General features: G+C 67.5%; 16 protein-coding genes. 6 read left to right on the forward strand and 10 right to left on the reverse strand.

The genetic code is table 11. The features are described 5' to 3' along the window. The first annotated feature begins 9 nt into the window (after positions 1-9). Both treY and treZ read left to right on the forward strand, forming a co-directional pair. A complete protein-coding gene (gene treY, locus RMCN_RS13180) occupies positions 10-2301 on the forward strand; it encodes a malto-oligosyltrehalose synthase (protein WP_067391077.1) in 2292 nt (763 codons plus the stop codon). After that, positions 2294-4018, forward strand: a complete 1725-nt coding sequence (gene treZ, locus RMCN_RS13185; RefSeq protein WP_067389828.1) for a malto-oligosyltrehalose trehalohydrolase — start codon at positions 2294-2296, stop codon at positions 4016-4018. The genes treY and treZ overlap by 8 nt, the downstream gene beginning before the upstream one ends. 15 nt (positions 4019-4033) lie before the next feature. On the opposite strand, the gene ilvA is transcribed toward treZ, so the two are convergent. Beyond that, positions 4034-5314 carry a threonine ammonia-lyase IlvA gene (gene ilvA / locus RMCN_RS13190; RefSeq protein WP_064416231.1) on the reverse strand — a complete coding sequence of 427 codons (1281 nt, stop codon included), beginning with the start codon at positions 5312-5314 and terminating at the stop codon, positions 4034-4036. Between the two features lie 29 nt (positions 5315-5343). Beyond that, entirely contained in the window at positions 5344-5781 is a 438-nt protein-coding gene (locus RMCN_RS13195) for a nitroreductase family deazaflavin-dependent oxidoreductase (RefSeq protein ID WP_064416232.1), read from the reverse strand. Positions 5782-5869: 88 nt separating this feature from the next. On the opposite strand from RMCN_RS13195, the gene RMCN_RS13200 reads away from it, so the two are divergent. Further along, positions 5870-6100 carry a hypothetical protein gene (locus tag RMCN_RS13200; protein ID WP_067391080.1) on the forward strand — a complete coding sequence of 77 codons (231 nt, stop codon included), beginning with the start codon at positions 5870-5872 and terminating at the stop codon, positions 6098-6100. Here RMCN_RS13200 and RMCN_RS13205 read toward each other — a convergent pair. Further along, positions 6097-6510 (reverse strand): SRPBCC family protein, encoded by a 414-nt coding sequence (locus tag RMCN_RS13205; RefSeq protein ID WP_067389831.1) that lies wholly within the window; start codon positions 6508-6510, stop codon positions 6097-6099. The two genes, RMCN_RS13200 and RMCN_RS13205, sit on opposite strands and share 4 nt — an antisense overlap. Before the next feature lie 30 nt (positions 6511-6540). Here RMCN_RS13205 and RMCN_RS13210 point away from each other — a divergent pair, with 30 nt between their 5' ends. Then, the gene (locus tag RMCN_RS13210) at positions 6541-7224 is read left to right on the forward strand and encodes a hypothetical protein (protein WP_110765834.1); all 684 of its coding nucleotides are present in this window, start codon (positions 6541-6543) and stop codon (positions 7222-7224) included. 2 nt (positions 7225-7226) lie between these two features. Here RMCN_RS13210 and dnaE read toward each other — a convergent pair whose 3' ends face one another. From dnaE to lspA, 5 genes are all read right to left on the reverse strand, one after another. After that, entirely contained in the window at positions 7227-10772 is a 3546-nt protein-coding gene (dnaE, locus tag RMCN_RS13215) for a DNA polymerase III subunit alpha (protein ID WP_064416235.1), read from the reverse strand. A gap of 89 nt (positions 10773-10861) precedes the next feature. Further along, positions 10862-11521, reverse strand: coding sequence for a TetR/AcrR family transcriptional regulator (locus RMCN_RS13220; RefSeq protein WP_067389834.1), 660 nt, complete (start codon positions 11519-11521; stop codon positions 10862-10864). A 31-nt stretch (positions 11522-11552) separates the two neighbouring features. Then, positions 11553-12452 (reverse strand): EamA family transporter RarD, encoded by a 900-nt coding sequence (gene rarD, locus RMCN_RS13225; RefSeq protein ID WP_064416237.1) that lies wholly within the window; start codon positions 12450-12452, stop codon positions 11553-11555. Beyond that, entirely contained in the window at positions 12449-13378 is a 930-nt protein-coding gene (locus tag RMCN_RS13230; protein ID WP_067389836.1) for an RluA family pseudouridine synthase, read from the reverse strand. Before RMCN_RS13230 ends, rarD begins: the two co-directional genes overlap by 4 nt. Next, positions 13379-13975: a signal peptidase II gene (gene lspA / locus RMCN_RS13235; protein WP_067389840.1), complete on the reverse strand. Its 597-nt coding sequence runs from the start codon at positions 13973-13975 to the stop codon at positions 13379-13381. 73 nt (positions 13976-14048) lie between these two features. On the opposite strand from lspA, the gene RMCN_RS13240 reads away from it, so the two are divergent. After that, on the forward strand, positions 14049-14516 hold the full coding sequence (locus tag RMCN_RS13240) for a hypothetical protein (RefSeq protein ID WP_064416321.1): 468 nt from the start codon (positions 14049-14051) through the stop codon (positions 14514-14516). Here the strand turns inward: RMCN_RS13240 and RMCN_RS13245 are convergent. Next, entirely contained in the window at positions 14498-15868 is a 1371-nt protein-coding gene (locus RMCN_RS13245; RefSeq protein ID WP_067389843.1) for a DNA polymerase IV, read from the reverse strand. The two genes, RMCN_RS13240 and RMCN_RS13245, sit on opposite strands and share 19 nt — an antisense overlap. Before the next feature lie 33 nt (positions 15869-15901). Between RMCN_RS13245 and RMCN_RS13250 the strand changes: the two genes are divergently transcribed. After that, positions 15902-16135, forward strand: coding sequence for an RNA-binding S4 domain-containing protein (locus RMCN_RS13250; RefSeq protein ID WP_064416241.1), 234 nt, complete (start codon positions 15902-15904; stop codon positions 16133-16135). Here the strand turns inward: RMCN_RS13250 and ileS are convergent. Further along, positions 16132-19284: an isoleucine--tRNA ligase gene (ileS, locus tag RMCN_RS13255; protein WP_067389846.1), complete on the reverse strand. Its 3153-nt coding sequence runs from the start codon at positions 19282-19284 to the stop codon at positions 16132-16134. The two genes, RMCN_RS13250 and ileS, sit on opposite strands and share 4 nt — an antisense overlap. Positions 19285-19339 lie beyond the last annotated feature (55 nt).

Consider the following 19339-nt stretch of genomic DNA (forward strand, 5'->3'; position numbering starts at 1 on the left):
GCGCGACAGATGCCGGTCCAGTCGACGTACCGCCTCCAGATGCGTGGCGACTCTTTCACATTCGCCGATGCCGAGAAACTGCTCGATTACTACTCGGCGCTCGGCGTGTCCCATCTGTACCTGTCGCCGATCCTCACCGCGGCCGAAGGGTCCACGCACGGCTACGACGTCACCGACCCGACGACGGTGTCCGCCGAGCTCGGCGGGCCCGAGGGGTTCGCACGCTTGTCGCGCGCGGCCCGCGACAAAGGCATCGGCTTGATCGTCGATATCGTGCCCAACCACGTGGGTGTGGAGAAACCGCGGCAGAACGCCTGGTGGTGGGACGTCCTCAAGCACGGACGCGCATCGGCCTACGCGTCCTTCTTTGATGTTGATTGGGATCTCGACGGCGGGCGGGTCGTGCTGCCGGTGCTCGGATCCGACGACGACGCCGACGATCTCGAGGTCGACACCAGCGGCGCCGAGCCCGTGCTGCGCCTCGGCGACCTCGTCTACCCCATCGCGCCCGGCACCGAGAACGGGACCGGTCCGCAGGTGCACGCTCGCCAGCACTATCACCTGATCGGTTGGAAGAACGGGGTCTGCGGCTATCGCCGATTCTTTTCGATCACCTCGTTGGCCGGATTGCGCCAGGAGGACCGCGCCGTTTTCGACGCCACCCACGCCGAAGTGAAACGGTGGTTCGACGAGGGGTTGGTCGACGGCATCCGCATCGATCACCCGGACGGGCTGTCGAACCCCGCCGGATATCTTTCCTGGCTGCGTGAACTCACCGGCCCCGACGCCTGGATCGTGATCGAGAAGATCCTGGCCGCAGACGAGCCGCTGGAGCCGACGCTGCCGGTGGCCGGCACCACCGGCTACGACGCGATGCGGGAGATCGGCGGGGTGTTCATCGATCCCTCGGGCGAGGAGGCGCTGACCAACCTGTTCGACTCCACCGGCTTGGCCTACAGTTCGATGCCGGATCTCGCGCGCACCCTCAAGGCGAATGCGGTGACCGAGACCCTGGGCAGTGAGCTGGCCCGGTTGCGCCGCACTATGGTCAGCGCCACCGGCACCGACCACCACGACCTGCCCGCAGCGATCGCCGCTCTGCTCAGCCGCATCGACGTCTACCGCTCCGACTACCGCTCGCTGTCGGGTGTCCTGCCCAGCGCGCTCGCCGAAACAGCCTCCGCGGAACCGGAATTGGCCGAACCGCTGGCGCTGATCGCAACCGCGCTGGCGGTCAGCAAGGAGGCCGATGTCCGGTTGCAGCAGCTGTGCGGCGCGGCGACGGCGAAATCGATGGAGGACTGCCTGTTCTACCGCGACGCGCGACTGGTCTCGCTCAACGAGGTCGGTTCCGAACCGCACCATTTCGGGGTCAGCGTCGCCGAGTTCCACCAGCGGGCCGCGGTGCGCGCACGGATGTGGCCCGACGCGATGGTCGCGCTGACCACCCACGACACCAAGCGCGGTGAGGACGTCCGCGCACGCATCGGAGTGCTGTCGCAGGTTCCGTCGCTGTGGGCAGAGTATGTCACCGCGTGGGAGCAACGCACCCCGGCTCCCGACCGCACAACCGGTTTCTTCCTGCTGCAGAACATGTTTGGGGTCTGGCCGGCCGACGGCAGCGTGAGCGACGAGTTGCGTGAGCGACTGCATGCCTATGCGGAGAAGGCCATCCGCGAAGCCGCGGCGCACACCACCTGGAACGATCCGGACGATGACTTCGAGACCCGCCTGCACGCCTGGCTGGACGCCGTGATCGATGGCCCGGTGGCCACGGAGATGTCTGGTTTGGTCGCGCGGCTCGACCTGCATGCCCGCAGCGACGCGCTCGGCCAGAAGTTGTTGGCGCTCACCGCGCCCGGCGTGCCCGACGTCTACCAGGGCACCGAGCTGTGGGAGGACAGCCTGGTCGATCCGGACAACCGCCGGCCCGTCGACTACGCGGCTCGCCGCGATGCGCTGCAGGCGATGCGCCATCCCAAGCTGCGGGTTGTCGCCGCCGCGCTGGCGGTCCGAAAGGAGCGGCCGACAACGTTTTCGACCGGCGGCTACACCCCTGTGCTGGCCGACGGGCCCGCGGCGCAACACCTCGTGGCGTTCCTGCGCGGTGACGATGTCCTGACCGCGGTCACCCGGCATTCGGTGCGGCTCTCCGAAACCGGTTGGGGGGACACCGCTGTCGCCCTGCCCCCGGGCACCTGGGCGGACCGCATCGGCGGGCGTCGACACCACGGGCGGGTGCTGGCCGCCGAACTCTTCACCGACCTGCCGGTCGTACTGTTGGAGCGGGTCGATGGCTGAATTCAGCGTGTGGGCGCCGCGACCGCAACGGGTCCGGCTCGACGTCGACGGCACACTGCATGACATGACCCCGGCGGCCGATGGGTGGTGGCGCGCCGAGGTCGAGGCCGCGTCCGACGCACGCTACGGCTTCGTCCTCGACGACGACCCGAAGGTGCTCCCCGATCCCCGCTCCCCCCGTCAGCCCGACGGCGTGCACGAGAGATCGCAGCTGTGGCAACCCGATCCGACGGCATGGACGGACGGCGACTGGGCAGGCCGCTCGATCGAGGGTGCGGTGATCTACGAGCTGCACGTTGGAACCTTCACCCCCGAAGGCACATTCGACGCGGTGATCGACAAGCTCGACTACCTCGTCGATCTCGGCGTCGACCTCGTCGAGCTGATGCCGGTCAACGCGTTCGGCGGGACCCACGGGTGGGGTTACGACGGTGTGCTCTGGTACGCGGTACACGAACCCTACGGCGGGCCCGACGCGCTGGTGCGCCTGATCGACGCCTGCCACCAACGCGGACTCGGGGTGCTGATCGACGCCGTGTTCAACCACCTGGGCCCGTCGGGGAACTACCTGCCCAAGTTCGGGCCCTACCTGTCCAGCGGTAGCAATCCGTGGGGTGAGTCGATCAACATCGCCGACGCCGACGCCGACGAGGTGCGGCGCTACATCATCGACTGCGCGCTGCGCTGGATGCGCGACTTCCACGCCGACGGGCTGCGCCTGGACGCGGTGCACGCGCTCATCGACACGACGGCGATCCACATCCTCGAAGAGCTGTCGGCCGAAACCGATGCGCTGGCCGCGGAGTTGGGCCGGCCGCTGTCGTTGATCGCCGAGAGCGACCTCAACGATCCGCGGCTCATCACGCCCCGCGACCAGGGTGGACTGGGGATGACCGCGCAGTGGGACGACGACATCCACCACGCGATCCACTCCGCCGTGTCCGGCGAACAGCAGGGCTACTACAACGATTTCGGCACGCTCGAGGCGCTGGCCGCGACGCTGAAGAACGGTTACTACCACGCGGGCACGTACTCGTCGTTCCGGCACCGCAGACACGGGCGTCCCCTGGACACCGCCACCATCCCCGCCACCCGGCTGCTGGCCTACACGCTGACCCACGATCAGGTGGGCAACCGGGCGGTCGGCGACCGGCCGTCGCAGAACCTGACGTCCGGCCAGCTCGCCGTCAAAGCCGCCTTGGCACTCGGAAGCCCTTACACGGCCATGCTTTTCATGGGTGAGGAATGGGGGTCGTCGTCGCCGTTCCAGTTCTTCAGCTCACACCCCGAGCCGGAACTGGCGCGCGCCACGGCCGAGGGCCGCAAGCGCGAGTTCGCCGAGCACGGCTGGGACGCCGACGAGATCCCCGATCCGCAGGACCCCGAGACCTTTTTGCGCTCGAAACTGAAGTGGGACGAGATCGACGAGGGTGACCACGGCCGGCTGCGGCGGGTGTACCGCGAGCTGATCGCGTTGCGACACAACGAGCCCGACATGGCTGACCCGTGGCTGGACAACCTCCAGATCGACTACGACGAAGCCCGGCGCTGGATCGTGATGCACCGCGGGTCGTTCTCCATCGCATGCAATCTTGGCGCCGAGGCGGTCGAGGTGCCGGTCACCGGCGAGGTGGTGCTGGCGTGGGATCAGCCCGAGGTGGGCGCGACATCAACGCGGGTGCCGGGGCATTCGTTCGCTGTGGTCCGCCGAAACTGAGGCGGCGCGAAACCGTCAGAGCAGGTAGCGGTACGCCGGCGAATCGGGCTCGAGCGCCTCGACGTGGATGTCCGAGGCGCGCATGCGCTCGAGCAGGCCCTCGAAGTCGGTCGCCGAACCCAACTCGATCCCGACCAGCGCCTCGCCGGTCTCACGGTTGTTGCGCTTGACGTACTCGAACAAGGTGATGTCGTCGTTCGGGCCGAGTATCTGGTCGAGGAACCGGCGCAGCGCGCCCGGTTCCTGCGGGAAGTCGACCAGGAAATAGTGCTTGAGACCGAGATGCACCAGCGAACGCTCCAGTACCTCGCCGTAGCGGGACACGTCGTTGTTGCCACCCGAGATCACGCACACCACAGTGGATCCCGGTGCGATGTCGGCCTCCATCAACGCGGCCACCGACAGCGCCCCCGCCGGCTCGGCGATGATGCCCTCGTTCTGGTACAGGTCGAGCATCGCGGTGCACACGGCGCCCTCGTCGACGGTCGTCATCGACACCATGTCACCGGCGGCCGCCAGCACCTCGTACGGCAGCGTTCCCGCGCGGTTGACCGCCGCGCCATCGACGAACTGGTCGACGTCGTCGATGGTCACCGGCTCACCCGCCGCCAGCGCCGCGATCATCGCGGGCGCCCCCGCCGGCTCGACTCCCAACACGGCGGTGCCGCTCGTCCGTTCGACCACATAGGTGGTGATGCCCGCGATGCATCCGCCACCGCCGACCGGAACGACAACGAGGTCGGGCTCGGTGTCGAGTTGGTCGAGGATCTCCGCGGCGATCGTGCCCTGTCCGGCCATCGTGCGCAGATCGTCATACGGGTGAACCAGCGTCGCACCCGTGCGGGCGACGTCGTCGAGCGCGGCGGCCGCGGCGTCGTCGTAGGTTCTGCCGCCGACGATCAACTGGATGAACTCGCGACCGTGGTACCGGATGCGGTCGCGCTTCTGCTTGGGCGTCTTGCCCGGCACATAGACCCGGCCGCGGACCCCCATCGAGCGGCACGCCATCGCGAAGCCCTGCGCGTGGTTGCCCGCCGACGAACACACCACGCCTGCGGCCAGCTCGTCGGCAGACAACTGCATCAGCAGGTTGTGCGCGCCCCGCAGCTTGTAGGACCGCACGGGCTGCAGATCCTCACGCTTCAGATACACCGCCGCGCCGGTGGCCTCCGAGAGCCTCTCGCTGAGCTCCAGCGGACTGCGCAGCACGACGTCCGCAATTCGCTGAGCGGCCTCGTCGATATCCGACGCACGAAGCGGCGACGTCCTCGGGCTTTGGCTCAGTTCAGCGGACACCGGTCAATGGTGCCACCAACCAGCGGTTTTCAAGAAATCGGGCTCAGCACGAACACCGGGATCTGGCGGTCGGTCTTCTTCTGGTACTCGGCGTAGTCGGGCCATGCCGCCACGGCCCGCTCCCACCAGAGGGCCTTTTCCTCACCGGTGACCTCGCGCGCGTCATACTCCCTGGTCACCGCCCCGTCCTGCAGTTCCACCCGCGGATGAGCCTTGATGTTGTGGTACCAGACCGGATGCTTGGGGGCGCCACCCAACGAGGCCACGACCGCGTACTGGCCGTCGTGTTCCACCCGCATCAAGGGGGTCTTCCGGATCTTGCCCGTCTTCGCGCCGACGGTCGTCAGGAGGATGAGGGGTTTACCTTTCATGTCCACACCCTCGGTGGTTCCGGACTCCGTGATGCGGTCGGCGTGTTCCCTTACCCAGTCCCACGGGCTGGGTTCATACTCTCCGGAAAGTGGCATCTCATCAGCTTAGACGCGCTTTAAATCCGCGGGCCTGATCCGGTGTTTCGGGTGGCCGAAAAATCAGTTACGAGCTATCGTGGAGGTCATGACCGCCGCAGGTAACTTCCGCACCGCAGCCGCACGCGCGACGTGCGACGTGTCGGTGGCGGGTGTGCCCTGGCCGGCGTACAAGCTGATCGCCCTCGTGCTGGGCGCGGTCGTGGCGCTGGTGATCGGGATCGCGACCGGCACGGCGGCGACGGCGGTACTCGCGGGTGCCGCGGTGGGCACCGTCACCTGGGTGGCGTTCAGCGCGCTCTGCTCGGCGCGCCTCTAGTCCTCGAGCAACCTCTTCAGCGTCGCCAGGTCGGCGGCGACCGCTTCGGTGTCGGCATCGAACTCCTCGTCGGTCATTTCCGGCCGTCGGCGCACGCTGAACACCACCTCGCTGTGCGCCTCGTCGGCGTCGGTCGGCACACTCCAGGGCTGCACCCGCATCGGGTTGTAGACCGCTTCCCCGGTGGGCAGCCGCACCACGTGGTCAAGCACACCGAGGTCGTTGCGCGGCGAGAACTCGACCGTCACCTCGCCCATCGGTGAGTCGGCCACCCAGCCGCTCGGAGTCTGGCGAAGCCCGCCCTGCGCGAGACCGGCCGCCCAGCGCGGCCACGTCTGCGGATCCGCGGCGAACCGGTAGACGGTCTCGGGTGGCGCGGCGATCCAGATGCTGACGTGTTTTGACTCCATCCGATCATCCTGGCGCATCAGAATGACGTGATGGAATCACCGCCGGAACAGCACCGCACGCCGGCCTGGCTGCGGCGAGGCGATCCAGAGAGCACGCTGCCCGTGCTGATCGCGGTGGTGGCCGTCATGGCGTTGCAGCTCGCGATCCCCAAGGGCTACACGCTGGTCCCCCGCTGGCCGCTGGTGGTGTTGGAGGGACTCCTGCTGCTGGCGCTGCTGGCGATCAACCCGCGCGTCATGACCCGGCGCACCCGGTTCGGCCGGTACACCACATGGGTCCTGCTGGCGGCGATCACCCTCGACAACACGCTCTCGGCGGTCGTGCTGGCGGTCGGCATTCTCAGCGGCGACGAGAGCAACGACGCGGCGGTGCTGCTCGGCAGCGGCGCCTCGATCATCGTCACGAACGTGATCGTGTTCGGCATCTGGTACTGGGAGCTGGACCGGGGTGGGCCGTTCGCGCGGCACGCGGGAGAGCGGCCCTATCCCGATTTCCTGTTCCCGCAGATGACGACTCCGCATGTCGCCGAACCGGATTGGCGGCCCACCTTCGTCGATTACCTCTATGTCAGCGTGACGAACGTCATGGCGTTCTCCCCGACCGACACCATGCCGCTCGCCCGGTGGGCCAAGATGATGATGACGGTGCAGGCGATCGTCGCGCTGGGCACCGCGGGACTCGTCATCGCGCGGGCGGTGAATGTCCTGAACTGACGTCAGCCGCCCAGACAGCCGGGCCCCAGCAGGGCCTTGAGGTCGCCCATCAGCGCCGACGACGGCGTGACACGCAGCGATGTGTCCAGTTCCAGCGTGGTGATCCGCTCCCCGCTGATCAACCGCAGATGCACCTGCGACGTGCCGGGATGGCGGGCCAGCACCTGCTTGAGCGCGGTCACCTTGTCCACGGTGCACTGTCGGGTCGGCAGGCTCACCGCCAACGGGCGATCCAGTTGCGCATTCGAGAAGTCGGGCACCACAAGGTCATTGGCGATCAATGAGATCCGATCGTCGCGGATCGCCACCTTCGCGCCGACCAGCACGACGGCGTCGTCGGCGATCTCGGCACCGAACGTCGAGTAGGTCTGCGGGAAGAACAGCACCTCGATGCCGCCGGTCAGATCCTCCAATTGCGCCGAGGCCCACGGCAACCCGTTCTTGTTGACCCTGCGGTTGACCGAGGCCAGGATGCCGCCGACGCGCACCTGCGTGTCGTTGGGCAGGTCGCCGTCCAGAATGGCCGGGATCGCCGTGTCGACCTGGGCGGCCAGCAGGTGGGCGATGCCGTTGAGCGGATGACCGGACACGTAGAGGCCCAGCATCTCGCGTTCGAGCGCGAGTTTGTGCTTGTCCTCCCACTCCTCGTCGGGCACCTTGATGGTGAACACCGCGTCGGTGGCCGTGTCGGCGCCGCCGAACAGGTCGAACTGCCCCATCGCCTCGGCCTTCTTGGTGCCCAGCACGGAGTCGACGGCGTCGGTGTGGATCAGGAACAAGCCCTTGCGCGGGTGCCCCAGCGAGTCGAACGCACCGGCCTTGATCAGCGACTCCGTGACCTTCTTGTTGCACGGGCCGATCTCGATTTTGTTGAGGTAGTCGGAGAAGTCGATGAACTTCCCCTTCTCGGTGCGCGTATTGATCACCGAGGCAACCACATTGGCGCCGACGTTGCGCACCGCGCCCAGCCCGTAGCGGATGTCCTCGCCGACGGAGGCGAAATTCAGGTGCGACTCGTTGACGTCGGGCGGCAGCACCGTGATGCCGAGCCTGCGGCAGTCGGCCAGGTATACGGCGGCCTTGTCCTTGTCGTCACCGACCGACGTCAGCAACCCGGCCATGTACTCGGCCGGATAGTTGGCCTTGAGGTAGGCCGTCCAGTACGAGACGAGGCCGTACCCGGCGGCGTGCGACTTGTTGAACGCGTAGTCGGCGAACGGCAGCACGGTGTCCCACAGCGCCTTGATGGCGGCGGCGGAGAAGCCGTTGGTCTTCATGCCCTCGGAGAAGCCCTCGAACTCCTTTTCCAGGACTTCGCGCTTCTTCTTGCCCATGGCTTTTCGCAGAATGTCGGCTCGGGCCAGCGAGTACCCGGCAACCTTCTGCGCGATCCGCATGATCTGCTCTTGGTAGACGATCAGGCCGTAGGTCTCGGCGAGGATCTCGCGCAGCGGCTCTTCGAGCTCCGGGTGGATCGGCTTGATCGCCTGGCGGCCGTTCTTGCGGTCGGCGTAGTCGTTGTGGGCGTTCATGCCCATCGGACCGGGGCGGTAGAGCGCGATCACCGCGACGACGTCCTCGAACCCCGTCGGCTGCATGCGCCGCAGCAGGTCGCGCATCGGCCCGCCGTCAAGCTGGAACACCCCGAGCGTGTCGCCGCGGCCCAACAGCTCGTAGGTCGCCTTGTCGTCGAGTGGAACGGCTTCGAGGTCGAGCTCGATCCCGCGGTTGGCCCTGATGTTGTCCAGCGCGTCACCGATGATCGTCAGGTTGCGCAGCCCCAGGAAGTCCATCTTCAACAGGCCGATGGCCTCGCACGACGGGTAGTCCCAGCCGGTGATGATCGCGCCGTCCTGGGGCCGCTTCCACAGCGGGATCGCGTCGACGAGCGGCTCGGAGCTCATGATCACCGCGCAGGCGTGCACACCGGCGTTGCGGACCAGGCCCTCGAGTCCGCGTGCGGTCTCGTAGATGGTGCGGACGTCGGGGTCGGTGTCGATCAGGCCGCGGACCTCGGCGGCCTCCTTGTACCGCTCATGGTTGGGGTCGGTGATGCCCGACAGCGGGATGTCCTTGGCCATGATCGGCGGAGGCAGCGCCTTGGTGATCCGGTCGGCGATCGCGAAGCCGGGCTGGCCGTAGTGCACGCGCGCCGAGTCCTTCAGCGCCGCTTTGGTTTTGATGGTGCCGAAGGTGATCACCTGGGCCACCCGGTCGCTGCCCCACTTGTTGGCGGCGTATCGCAGCATCTCACCACGGCGGCGGTCGTCGAAGTCGATGTCGATATCGGGCATCGACACCCGCTCGGGGTTGAGGAACCGCTCGAACAGCAGCCCGTACGGGATCGGGTCGATGTTGGTGATGCCCAGTGCGTAGGCGACCAGCGACCCGGCGGCCGACCCGCGGCCGGGGCCGACCCGGATGTCGACCGAACGCGCGTAGTTGATCAGGTCGGCCACGATCAGGAAGTACGACGGGTAACCCTTGTCGCAGATGACCTTGATCTCGTAGTCGGCGCGATCGGTGTACTCCTGCGGTACGTCACCGGAGGGGAAACGACGCTCGAGCCCGGCGCGGACCTCGTGGCGCAGCCAGGACTCCTGGGTGTGGCCCTCGGGCACGGGGAAGACCGGCATCCGGTCGCGCACCGTCCACACGTCCTCATACGACGACACCCGCTCGGCGATCAGCAGCGTCGAGTCGCACGCGCCGGGCACCTGGTCGTCCCACAGGGCACGCATCTCGGCGGCCGTCTTGAGGAAGTAGCCGTCACCGTCGAACTTGAACCGGTTCGGGTCCGAGAGCGTCTTGCCGGTCTGGATGCACAGCAGCGCCTCGTGATTCTGGGCGGCGTCGCGGGTGACGTAGTGGCAGTCGTTGGTGGCCAGCGGCGGGATGCCGAGCTTGCGCCCGATGTCGAGCAGCCCCTCGCGCACACGGCGCTCGATGTCGAGGCCGTGATCCATCAGCTCGAGGAAGAAGTTGTCCGGTCCGAAGATGTCCCGCCACTTGGCGGCCGCAGCCACGGCCTCGTCATGGTGGCCGAGCCGCAGCCGGGTCTGCACCTCGCCCGACGGGCAGCCCGTGGTGGCGATGATGCCCTCGGCGTGCTCGGCGATCAGCTCGGCGTCCATGCGCGACCACTTGCCGAGTTGCCCCTCGAACGAGGCGAGCGAGGACAGCTTGAACAGGTTGCGCAACCCGGTGGCGTTCTCGGCCACCATCGTCATGTGGGTGTAGGACCCGCTGCCGGATACGTCGTCGCCCTTCTGGCTCGGATCACCCCACAGGATGCGCTTGGTGTCGAACCGCGAACCCGGCGCGATGTAGGCCTCGACACCGATGATCGGCTTGATCCCGGCGTCGGTGGCGGCGTTGTAGAACTCGCTGGCGCCGAACATGTTTCCGTGATCGGTCATCCCGATCGCGGGCATCTCCAGACGCTGAGCCTCGGCGAGCATCGGCTTGACCTTCGCGGCACCGTCCAGCATCGAGTACTCGGTGTGGTTATGCAGGTGCACGAACGACCGCGAATCCGAAGGGCTCATAGGAGGGCCAGTCTATGACCGCCCTCCGACAGTTCCCGGCGTGTCGGAAATGCGTGTCTTCGAGCCGCGGACAGAATTCCGGCTTCTCGCTAGACCGCGAGGCGCTCCGATGACTGGAGCAAGCCTCTACGCAACAGTCTGTTCAGTTGCTTGGCAACTGCGATCGCCGGTTCGGATCCGTGGACGAACCGGCCGAAGAACCCCATTCCCCAGAACATCGCCGAGAGCATGTTGACCACCGCGCGGGCGTCCACGTCCTCGGGGATCTCACCGCGGCGGATCGCTTCGTCGACCATCCAGGTGTAGAAGTCGGCCACCGCCTCGGCGACCGGTGTGACGCTGCCGCGCAGCCCGGGATGACGGTGCTGCTCGAGTCGCGACGCAATCACGAACCGCATCATCGAACCGTCCGAGGGATCCAGCTCACCCGCGGCGGCGACGAACGCAGTCAGCTGTTCCAGCAGCGTATTCCGCTGACTAGCGGCCTCGATCGAGGCCGAGACCGCCGCGTATGCCTCACGCTGGAGGCAGTCGTAGAGGTCTTCTTTGGTGGCGAAGTAATAGTGCATGGTCGGCCGGCTGATCCCCGCGCGCACCGCGATCGCCTTGAACGTCGCCGCCTCGTACCCGCGTTCGTTGATCACCGCGCGTGCGGCCCGAAGGATGCCGGCCCGCGTCTCGGCCGAGTCCGATCCCACGGGACGTCCCCGCCCGCGCGGGCCGAGAGCCGGCTCGGTCTCGTCAACCACGAGCAAACGTTAAGACATTGCTAGTTCAAGGTCAACCGGCAGTTTCGCAAAGTTGCCGATCGGCCCGCGACCGGCCGACGGCGTCGGCGCTGAAAACCACCAGCGCCACCCAGATCAACGCGAAGCCCACCCAGCGGGCCGGCGGCATCGGCTCCCCGCCCACGAACACGCCCCACGTCAGCTGCATCACCGGCGTCAGGTAGAACAGCAGGCCCATCGTCACCAGCGGCAACCGCTGTGCGGCCGCGGCGAACAGCAACAGCGGCACCGCCGTCAGGACACCCGAGAGCACCATCAGCGCGACGTGGTCACCGCCGTGGTCGGTGAACGTTGCGTGCCCGGTGCAGTGCAGCACGACGATGTAGGCCGCCGCGAACGGCGTGGCGATACCGGCCTCCACCCCGACGCTGACCCGCGGGTCGGTCGCCACGACTTTCTTGACCGCGCCGTAGAGGCCGAAAGACAACGCCAGACCCAGACCGATGTAGGGCGGTGCGCCCACTTGCACCGTCAGCACCACCACGCCGGTCACCGCGACGGCCAACGCCACGAACTGCGCGCGGTTGAGCCGCTCCCGGAACACGATCAGCCCCAACCCGACGACCACCAGCGGGTTGATGAAGTAGCCGAGCGCCGCGTCCACCACGTGCCCGTTGTTGACGGCATAGACGTAGATCCCCCAGTTGATCGAGATCAGCGCCGACGCGGCGGCCAGCAGCAGCCACGTGCGGCCGGAGATTCGTTTGAGGTCGCCAAGCCTGCGCACGACCGCGACCACGACGATCATCAGCAGGAAGTTCCACACGATGCGGTGCGCGAGCACCTCGAGGGCCGAGGCGGGTTTCAGCAGCGGGAAGAACGCGGGAAAGGTTCCCCAGCACGCGTAGGCGCCGACCCCGAACAGCAAGCCGGGTCTGCGGGTGTCGCTCACAGTTCGTGGTTGCGCAGTGCGTCGAGGGCGTGTTGCAGATCGGCCGGATAGGGACTGGTGATCTCGACGCGGCGCCCGTCGGCGGGATGCGCGAAGGCCAGCGATCGTGCGTGCAGCCACTGCCGTTCCAGCTTGAGCCGCTTGGCCAACGTGGGATCGGCGCCGTAGGTGAGATCGCCGACGCACGGATGGTGCAGCGCGGCGAAATGTACCCGGATCTGGTGTGTGCGACCGGTTTCCAGTTCGATGTCGAGCAGGCTGGCGGCGCGGTGCGCCTCGAGGGTGTCGTAGTGGGTGACACTGTGCCTGCCGTTCTCGGTGACCGCGAACTTCCAGTCGTGTCCGCGGTGCCGGCCGATCGGTGCGTCGATCGTGCCGCTCGACGGGTCGGGATGCCCTTGCACGAGCGCGTGATAACGCTTCTCGACGGTGCGCTGTTTGAACGCCCGCTTGAGCACCGTGTAGGCGCGTTCCGAGAGGGCCACGACCATGACCCCCGAGGTGCCGACGTCGAGGCGGTGCACGATGCCCTGGCGCTCGTGGATTCCCGAGGTGCTGATGCGGAAGCCCGCCGCGGCCAGGCCGCCCAGCACCGTCGGACCCGACCAGCCCACGGTGGCGTGCGCGGCGACCCCGGGCGGCTTGTCCACGGCGACGATGTCCTCGTCGGAGTACAGGATCGCCATCCCGTCGATCTCGACGGGTGTGTTCTCCACCGGCGCAGGCGCTTCGGGCAACCGCACATCCAGCCAGGCGCCCGCGGTCAGTTTGTCCGATTTGCCCGCGGGGGCGCCGTCGATCGCGACACCGCCTTCTTCGGCCAGCGCCGCAGCGGCCGTGCGCGACAGGCCGAGCAGCCGAGCGAGGCCCGCGTCGACCCGCATGCCCGCCAGACCCTCCGGGACCGGAAGCGACCGATCGGCCATCTATTCGTCCTCGGCGGCCTTCCGCCGCCCGACGGTGTCGTAGTCGAACCCGAACAGCGACAGCCCCACCAACAGGATCGCCCCGCCGACGACGCACGGATCGGCCACGTTGAAGACCGGCCACCACCCGATCGACAGGAAGTCCACGACGTGGCCCTGCAGCGGGCCGGGCGAGCGGAAGAACCGGTCGATGAGATTGCCGAGGGCGCCACCGAGGATCATGCCGAGCCCGACCGCCCACCACGGTGACACCAGCCGGCGACCCATCCACACGATCCCGATCACCACGCAGGTCGCGATCAGTGTGAGCACCCACGTGTAGCCGGTGGCCATCGAGAACGCCGCGCCCGAGTTCCGCACCAGGGTCCAGGTCACCGTGTCGCCGATGATCGACACGGGCTGGCCCGGGGTGAGGAGTTTGACCGCGAGCACCTTGGTGACGACGTCGGTGACCAGCACGACGCCCGCGATAGCGAGCAGCAGGCCCAGCCGTCGCTTCGGCGGCGCGGTCTCCTGGGTGGTCTCGTCGGCCACTTCTGGGTCGTCAGTCACCGGACCATCATCCCAAAACGTCGATGCAGAGGAATTCCGCACCATGGGTCGCGTCGACGAAGCCGTCGACCGATGGGGTTGACGCGCATGGCACCGTGGACGCGTGCACTTCGAGAACATGGTTCGCCGAGGCGCCACGCTGACCGCCGTTCTGGCGCTGACCCTGGCCGCCGGCGCAGTGGCCCGTGCCCAAGCGCCCACGGGAGCGGACGCGATCGATCACTACCCCGTCGCCGAAGGCTTCTACCGACCCGGCCCACCGCCCAACTACCACGTGTTCTTCACGACACCCGACGGGCTGTCCTGCGGCATCGGCCCCAACGGCGGCCCCATCGGTTGTGACGGGGTTCCGCTGGAAGCCCCGCCCGGCACCAACCAGACGTTTTTGACCAGCGGCGGCCCGGCAGAATATCGCCACTCCCCCGCACCGACATTCACCCGCGAGGGCGTCGACGTCCTGCCTGCGGGGTACCGGCTCGAAAACTGGGGAGCCAGTTGCGGTGTCGGACATCAGGGCACGGTGACCTGTACGACGTACGGCGGTCACGGCTTCACGATCTCGAGCGTTTACGGGGTGCTCTGGTAGCGCGCCAGTTCGGCGATGTAGTCGGGCCAGTCGAGGGAATCGACGGGGTTCGCGCGCTCGATTCCGGGCGTGTCGACCGGGAACGTGCGGGCCTGGCCCGGTCCGCTGGTTCTGGTCTCGAAGCGGACCGTCATCACCCCGTGCCCGGCGCCCTGAATCCACCCGTGTCCAAAATCCGGGTGGGTGACATCGTCGCCGATGCGCCAAGCGGGTGCGCTCGCGGCGAGATCCGAGACGGTCGGCGGCACCCCGGTGTGCGTCACGTCCTCGTCGTACGCCATCAGCTCCAAGTCCGGAAACAACGACTCCTGTCGAACATCGGAAAGCCCCGAAAAGCCAACGCCCAGAAGGCGAATCGGACCGACCTCGACGGGGTCGAGCAGCAGCCGGCGCGCGGTGGCGATCAAGGTGGCCGCATCGGCGGTGGCATAGGGCAGGGTCGCCGATCGGGTGAGGGTGCTCATATCGGACTTCTTGAGCTTCACGGTGACGGTGCGCGCGCCGCGGCCGTCCTTCTCCAGGCGCCGGTGGGCGTGCTCACCGATCGGGCCCATCGCTTCGCGAAGCTGGTCGAGGGTGGTCAGGTCTTCGGGGAAGGTGGACTCCGCGCTGATCTGTTTGGCCGGCGCGTTCTCGGCCACCGGCCGGTCGTCGATACCGCGGGCGAGGCGGTGCAGCGCCGGGCCCACGGTGCCGCCGAGGATGTCGGCGGCCTCGGCCTCGCTCAGCGCGGCGAACGCACCGATGGTCTCGATGCCGAGCCTGTGCAGCTTCTCCCCGGCGACAGGTCCGATCCCCCACAGCCGCCGCACCGGCAGGCCGTCGAGCAACGAGCGTTCCTCGTCTCGGCGAACCACCCGCATACCGTCGGGTTTCGCCAACCCGGATGCGATCTTGGCGAGTTGCTTACCCGAACCCGCCCCGATCGACGCGACGAGCCCGGTCTCGGCGAGCACCCGGGCGCGCAGCGTCCGACAGAAGTCCTCGACGTCGGCCGCCGATGCGCCGGCGAGTTCGGCGGGCTCGCCGAAAGCCTCGTCGTACGAGAGCTGCTCGAGAACCGGCACCATCGCGCGCACCGTCTCGAACACCCGGCGGCTGGCCACGCCGTAGACGACTCCGCGCGGCGGAAGAACCACCGCTGCGGCGCCGACCAGCCTGCGGGCCTGGTGCATGGGCATCGCCGATTTGGCGCCGTACACCCGCGATTCGTAGCTCGCCCCGGCGACCACACCGCGCCCGCCGAGCCCACCGACCAGCACCGGGCGTCCCCGCAGCGTTGGACGGGTCAGCTGCTCGACGGACGCGAAAAAGGCGTCCATGTCGAGGTGCAGAACCCAGCGAGCGTCCATTGCTGCAGATGCTAAGGCGCTAACCTGACCCACATGGCACACCCGGGCGCCGAACCCCTCGATGTCGTCATCTCCGACGACTCGATCCGGTTGGGCCAGTTCCTCAAACTGGCCGGGCTCATCGACTCGGGCGCCGACGCGAAGTCGGTGATCGCCGACGGGCTGGTCACCGTCAACGGCGAAGTCGAGCACCGACGGGGCAGACAGCTGCGCCGCGCCGATGTGGTGGTGTTCGACGGCCGCGGCGCCCGCGTCGCCGATGGTTAGCGGTCGACCTTCGCGATCGCGACCTTCACGCCGTCGCCGATCTCGCTGCCGTCCGCGGGCTCACCGAAATCGAAAGTCGTGGCGAGGATTTCGCGGGCGATCAGGTCGCGGTGCGTGCGCGCCCACGCCTCGCGTTCCTGCGGAACCGAGATCACGACGCTGATGCGGTCGGATACGTCCAGACCCGTCGACTTGCGCAGATCCTGCAGTTCGCGGATGCGGTCTTTCGCCCAGCCCTCGGCCTCCAACTCCTCGGTGACCGTCCCGTCGAGCACCACCAGCCCGGCCCCGTCGGACAGCGCCGCGGTGTACTTCGGATCGGCGGCGACCAGCCGCGAACTGTACTCATCGGGCTGCAACACGGCCGGTCCGGCGCTCAGAGTGCCGTCGGCGTTGACGACGGCCTCGCCCGCCTTGACCGCCTTGATGGCCGCCTGGACGTCCTTGCCCAGCCGCGGACCCGCGACGCGCGCGTTGACCGTGAGCTCGAACCGGCCGTAGGTGTCGATGTCGTCGGTGAGTTCGACGGCCTTGACGTTGAGCTCGTCGGCGATCAGGTCGGTGAACGGCTCGAGCCGCTGCGGGTTGTCCACGGCGACAGTGAGTTTCGGCAGCGGCAACCGCACCCGCAGCTTCTTGGCCTTGCGCAGCGACGACGCCGCCGACGCCACCTCGCGCACCAGATCCATCGTCGCGACCAACTCGGGGTCGGTGGGTAGCAGGTTCTCCTCGGGCCAGTCGGTCAGGTGCACCGACCGCTCACCGGTCACCCCCCGCCAGATGACCTCGGTGATCAACGGCAGCAGCGGTGCGGCCAGCCGGGCGGTCACCTCCAGCACGGTGTGCAGGGTGTCGATCGCGTCCGGATCCTCGTCCCAGAACCGGGAACGGGACCGTCGCACATACCAATTCGTCAGCGCCTCGGTGAACTGCCGCAGCTCGTCGCAGGCCCCGGAGATGTCGCAGACATCCAGCGACGCGGTGAGCTCGTCGCGCAACACAGCCAGCTTGGCCAGGATGTAGCGGTCCAGCACATGCGTGGAGTCGGTGCGCCACGTACCCTTCTTCGGCGCGTACAGCGCCAGGAACGTGTAGGCGTTCCACAGCGGCAGCAACACCTGCCGGACGCCTTCGCGGATGCCCTGTTCGGTGACGATCAGGTTGCCGCCGCGCAGGATCGGCGAGGCCATCAGGAACCACCGCATGGCATCGGAACCGTCGCGGTCGAACACCTCGGTCACATCCGGGTAGTTGCGCAGCGACTTGCTCATCTTCTGGCCGTCGTTGCCGAGCACGATCCCGTGCGCCACACAGGTTTTGAACGCCGGCTTGTCGAACAGCGCGGTGGCCAGAATGTGCAGCGTGTAGAACCAGCCGCGGGTCTGCCCGATGTACTCGACGATGAAATCACCCGGGAAGTGCCCGACGACCTGCTCGTCGGGGTCGGCGGAATCGACCCCGGCGAACCAGTCCTGGTTCTCGAACGGGTAGTGCACCTGCGCGTACGGCATGGAACCGGAGTCGAACCAGACGTCGAAGACGTCTTCGATGCGGCGCATCGTCGAGCGGCCCGTCGGATCGTCGGGATTGGGCCGGGTGAGCTCGTCGATGTAGGGCCGGTGCAGATCGGTGGGCCGCACCCCGAAGTCACGCTCGAGCTCGTCGAGGCTGCCGTAGACGTCGATGCGCGGATACGCCGGATCGTCGGACTTCCACACCGGAATCGGCGTGCCCCAGTACCGATTTCGCGAGATCGACCAGTCCCGGGCACCGGCCAGCCATTTGCCGAACTGACCATCCTTGACGTGTTCGGGATACCAGGTGATCTCCTGGTTGAGCTCCACCATGCGGTCGCGGAATTCGGTGACCCTGATGAACCACGACGACACCGCACGGTAGATCAGTGGATTGCGGCACCGCCAGCAGTGTGGATAGGAGTGCTCGTAGGTCTCGTGGCGCACCAGCACCGCACCGTGCGGTGCCGCCGGCCCGGTCTGGTTCTTCAGATCGCGGATGATCTGCGGGTTGGCGTCGAAGACGTGCTGTCCGGCGTAGTCGGGGACGGTGGCGTCGAACCGCCCCTTGGAATCGACCGGTGTGACGGCCTCGATGCCTGCGGCCTGTGCGGTGAGCATGTCGTCTTCGCCGTATGCGGGCGACATGTGCACGATTCCGGTGCCGTCCTCGGTGCTGACGAAGTCGGCGGGCAGCACGCGGAACGATCGGGGCGCATCGGCGAAGTAGGCGAACGGCGGCAGGTAGCGGGTCTCGAGCAGATCGCGCCCGGAGAAGGTGGCCAAAACCTCCGGCTCCTCGCCCAGTTCCCGCGCGTACGCGCCGACCCGGGCCTCGGCCAACACGACGCGACGCCCGTCGGGCGCCTTCACCTGCACGTAAGTGACGTCGGGGTGGACCGCGACCGCCTGGTTGGAGGGCAGGGTCCATGGCGTCGTCGTCCAGATCAATAGGTACGCACCGGCCAGATCCCCCTCGGCGACCCGGAAGCCCACTGTGATCGCGGGGTCCTGGCGGCTCTGATAGACGTCGTCGTCCATGCGCAGTTCGTGGCTGGACAACGGTGTCTCGTCATTCCAGCAGTACGGCAGCACACGATTGCCCTCGTAGGCAAGGCCCTTGTCCCACAACTGTTTGAAGGCCCAGATCACCGACTCCATGAACTCGGGCTCAAGGGTCTTGTAGTCGTTGTCGAAGTCCACCCAGCGGGCCTGCCGGGTCACATAGGCACGCCATTCGTCGGTGTACTTGAGCACCGAGGCCCGGCAGGCGTCGTTGAACTTCTCGATGCCCATCTCTTCGATCTGCGCCTTGTCGGTGATGCCGAGTTGGCGCTGCACCTCGAGTTCGGCAGGCAGGCCATGGGTGTCCCAGCCGAAGCGGCGCTCCACCTTGTAACCGCACATGGTGCGATAGCGCGGCACGATGTCCTTGACGTAGCCGGTGAGCAGGTGCCCGTAGTGCGGCAACCCGTTGGCGAACGGTGGGCCGTCGTAGAAGACGTACTCGGGCGCGTCGTCGCGGCGGGCGATGCTGGCGCGGAAGGTGTCGTCGCGGTCCCAGTATTCGAGGACTTCGGCTTCCAGCGCGGGGAATCTCGGCGCCCCAGCGGCCGGCTTCGGGTAGGCGGTCATAGCTCCTGTGCCTCGTTCGGCTTCCGGTTCGGAAGCCTCAGGTGTTCGTCCAAGG

Source organism: Mycolicibacterium novocastrense, from assembly GCF_001570485.1.
GTDB classification, from domain to species: domain Bacteria; phylum Actinomycetota; class Actinomycetes; order Mycobacteriales; family Mycobacteriaceae; genus Mycobacterium; species Mycobacterium novocastrense.

Coding starts and splice junctions, on each gene's coding strand:
- treY (WP_067391077.1), top strand. CDS start 10: ATGCCGGTCCAGTCGACGTACCGCCTCCAGATGCGTGGCGACTCTTTC.
- treZ (WP_067389828.1), top strand. CDS start 2,294: ATGGCTGAATTCAGCGTGTGGGCGCCGCGACCGCAACGGGTCCGGCTC.
- RMCN_RS13195 (WP_064416232.1), bottom strand. CDS start 5,781: ATGCCACTTTCCGGAGAGTATGAACCCAGCCCGTGGGACTGGGTAAGG.
- RMCN_RS13200 (WP_067391080.1), top strand. CDS start 5,870: ATGACCGCCGCAGGTAACTTCCGCACCGCAGCCGCACGCGCGACGTGC.
- RMCN_RS13205 (WP_067389831.1), bottom strand. CDS start 6,510: ATGGAGTCAAAACACGTCAGCATCTGGATCGCCGCGCCACCCGAGACC.
- RMCN_RS13210 (WP_110765834.1), top strand. CDS start 6,541: ATGGAATCACCGCCGGAACAGCACCGCACGCCGGCCTGGCTGCGGCGA.
- dnaE (WP_064416235.1), bottom strand. CDS start 10,772: ATGAGCCCTTCGGATTCGCGGTCGTTCGTGCACCTGCATAACCACACC.
- RMCN_RS13230 (WP_067389836.1), bottom strand. CDS start 13,378: ATGGCCGATCGGTCGCTTCCGGTCCCGGAGGGTCTGGCGGGCATGCGG.
- lspA (WP_067389840.1), bottom strand. CDS start 13,975: ATGGTGCGGAATTCCTCTGCATCGACGTTTTGGGATGATGGTCCGGTG.
- RMCN_RS13240 (WP_064416321.1), top strand. CDS start 14,049: ATGGTTCGCCGAGGCGCCACGCTGACCGCCGTTCTGGCGCTGACCCTG.
- RMCN_RS13245 (WP_067389843.1), bottom strand. CDS start 15,868: ATGGACGCTCGCTGGGTTCTGCACCTCGACATGGACGCCTTTTTCGCG.
- RMCN_RS13250 (WP_064416241.1), top strand. CDS start 15,902: ATGGCACACCCGGGCGCCGAACCCCTCGATGTCGTCATCTCCGACGAC.
- ileS (WP_067389846.1), bottom strand. CDS start 19,284: ATGACCGCCTACCCGAAGCCGGCCGCTGGGGCGCCGAGATTCCCCGCG.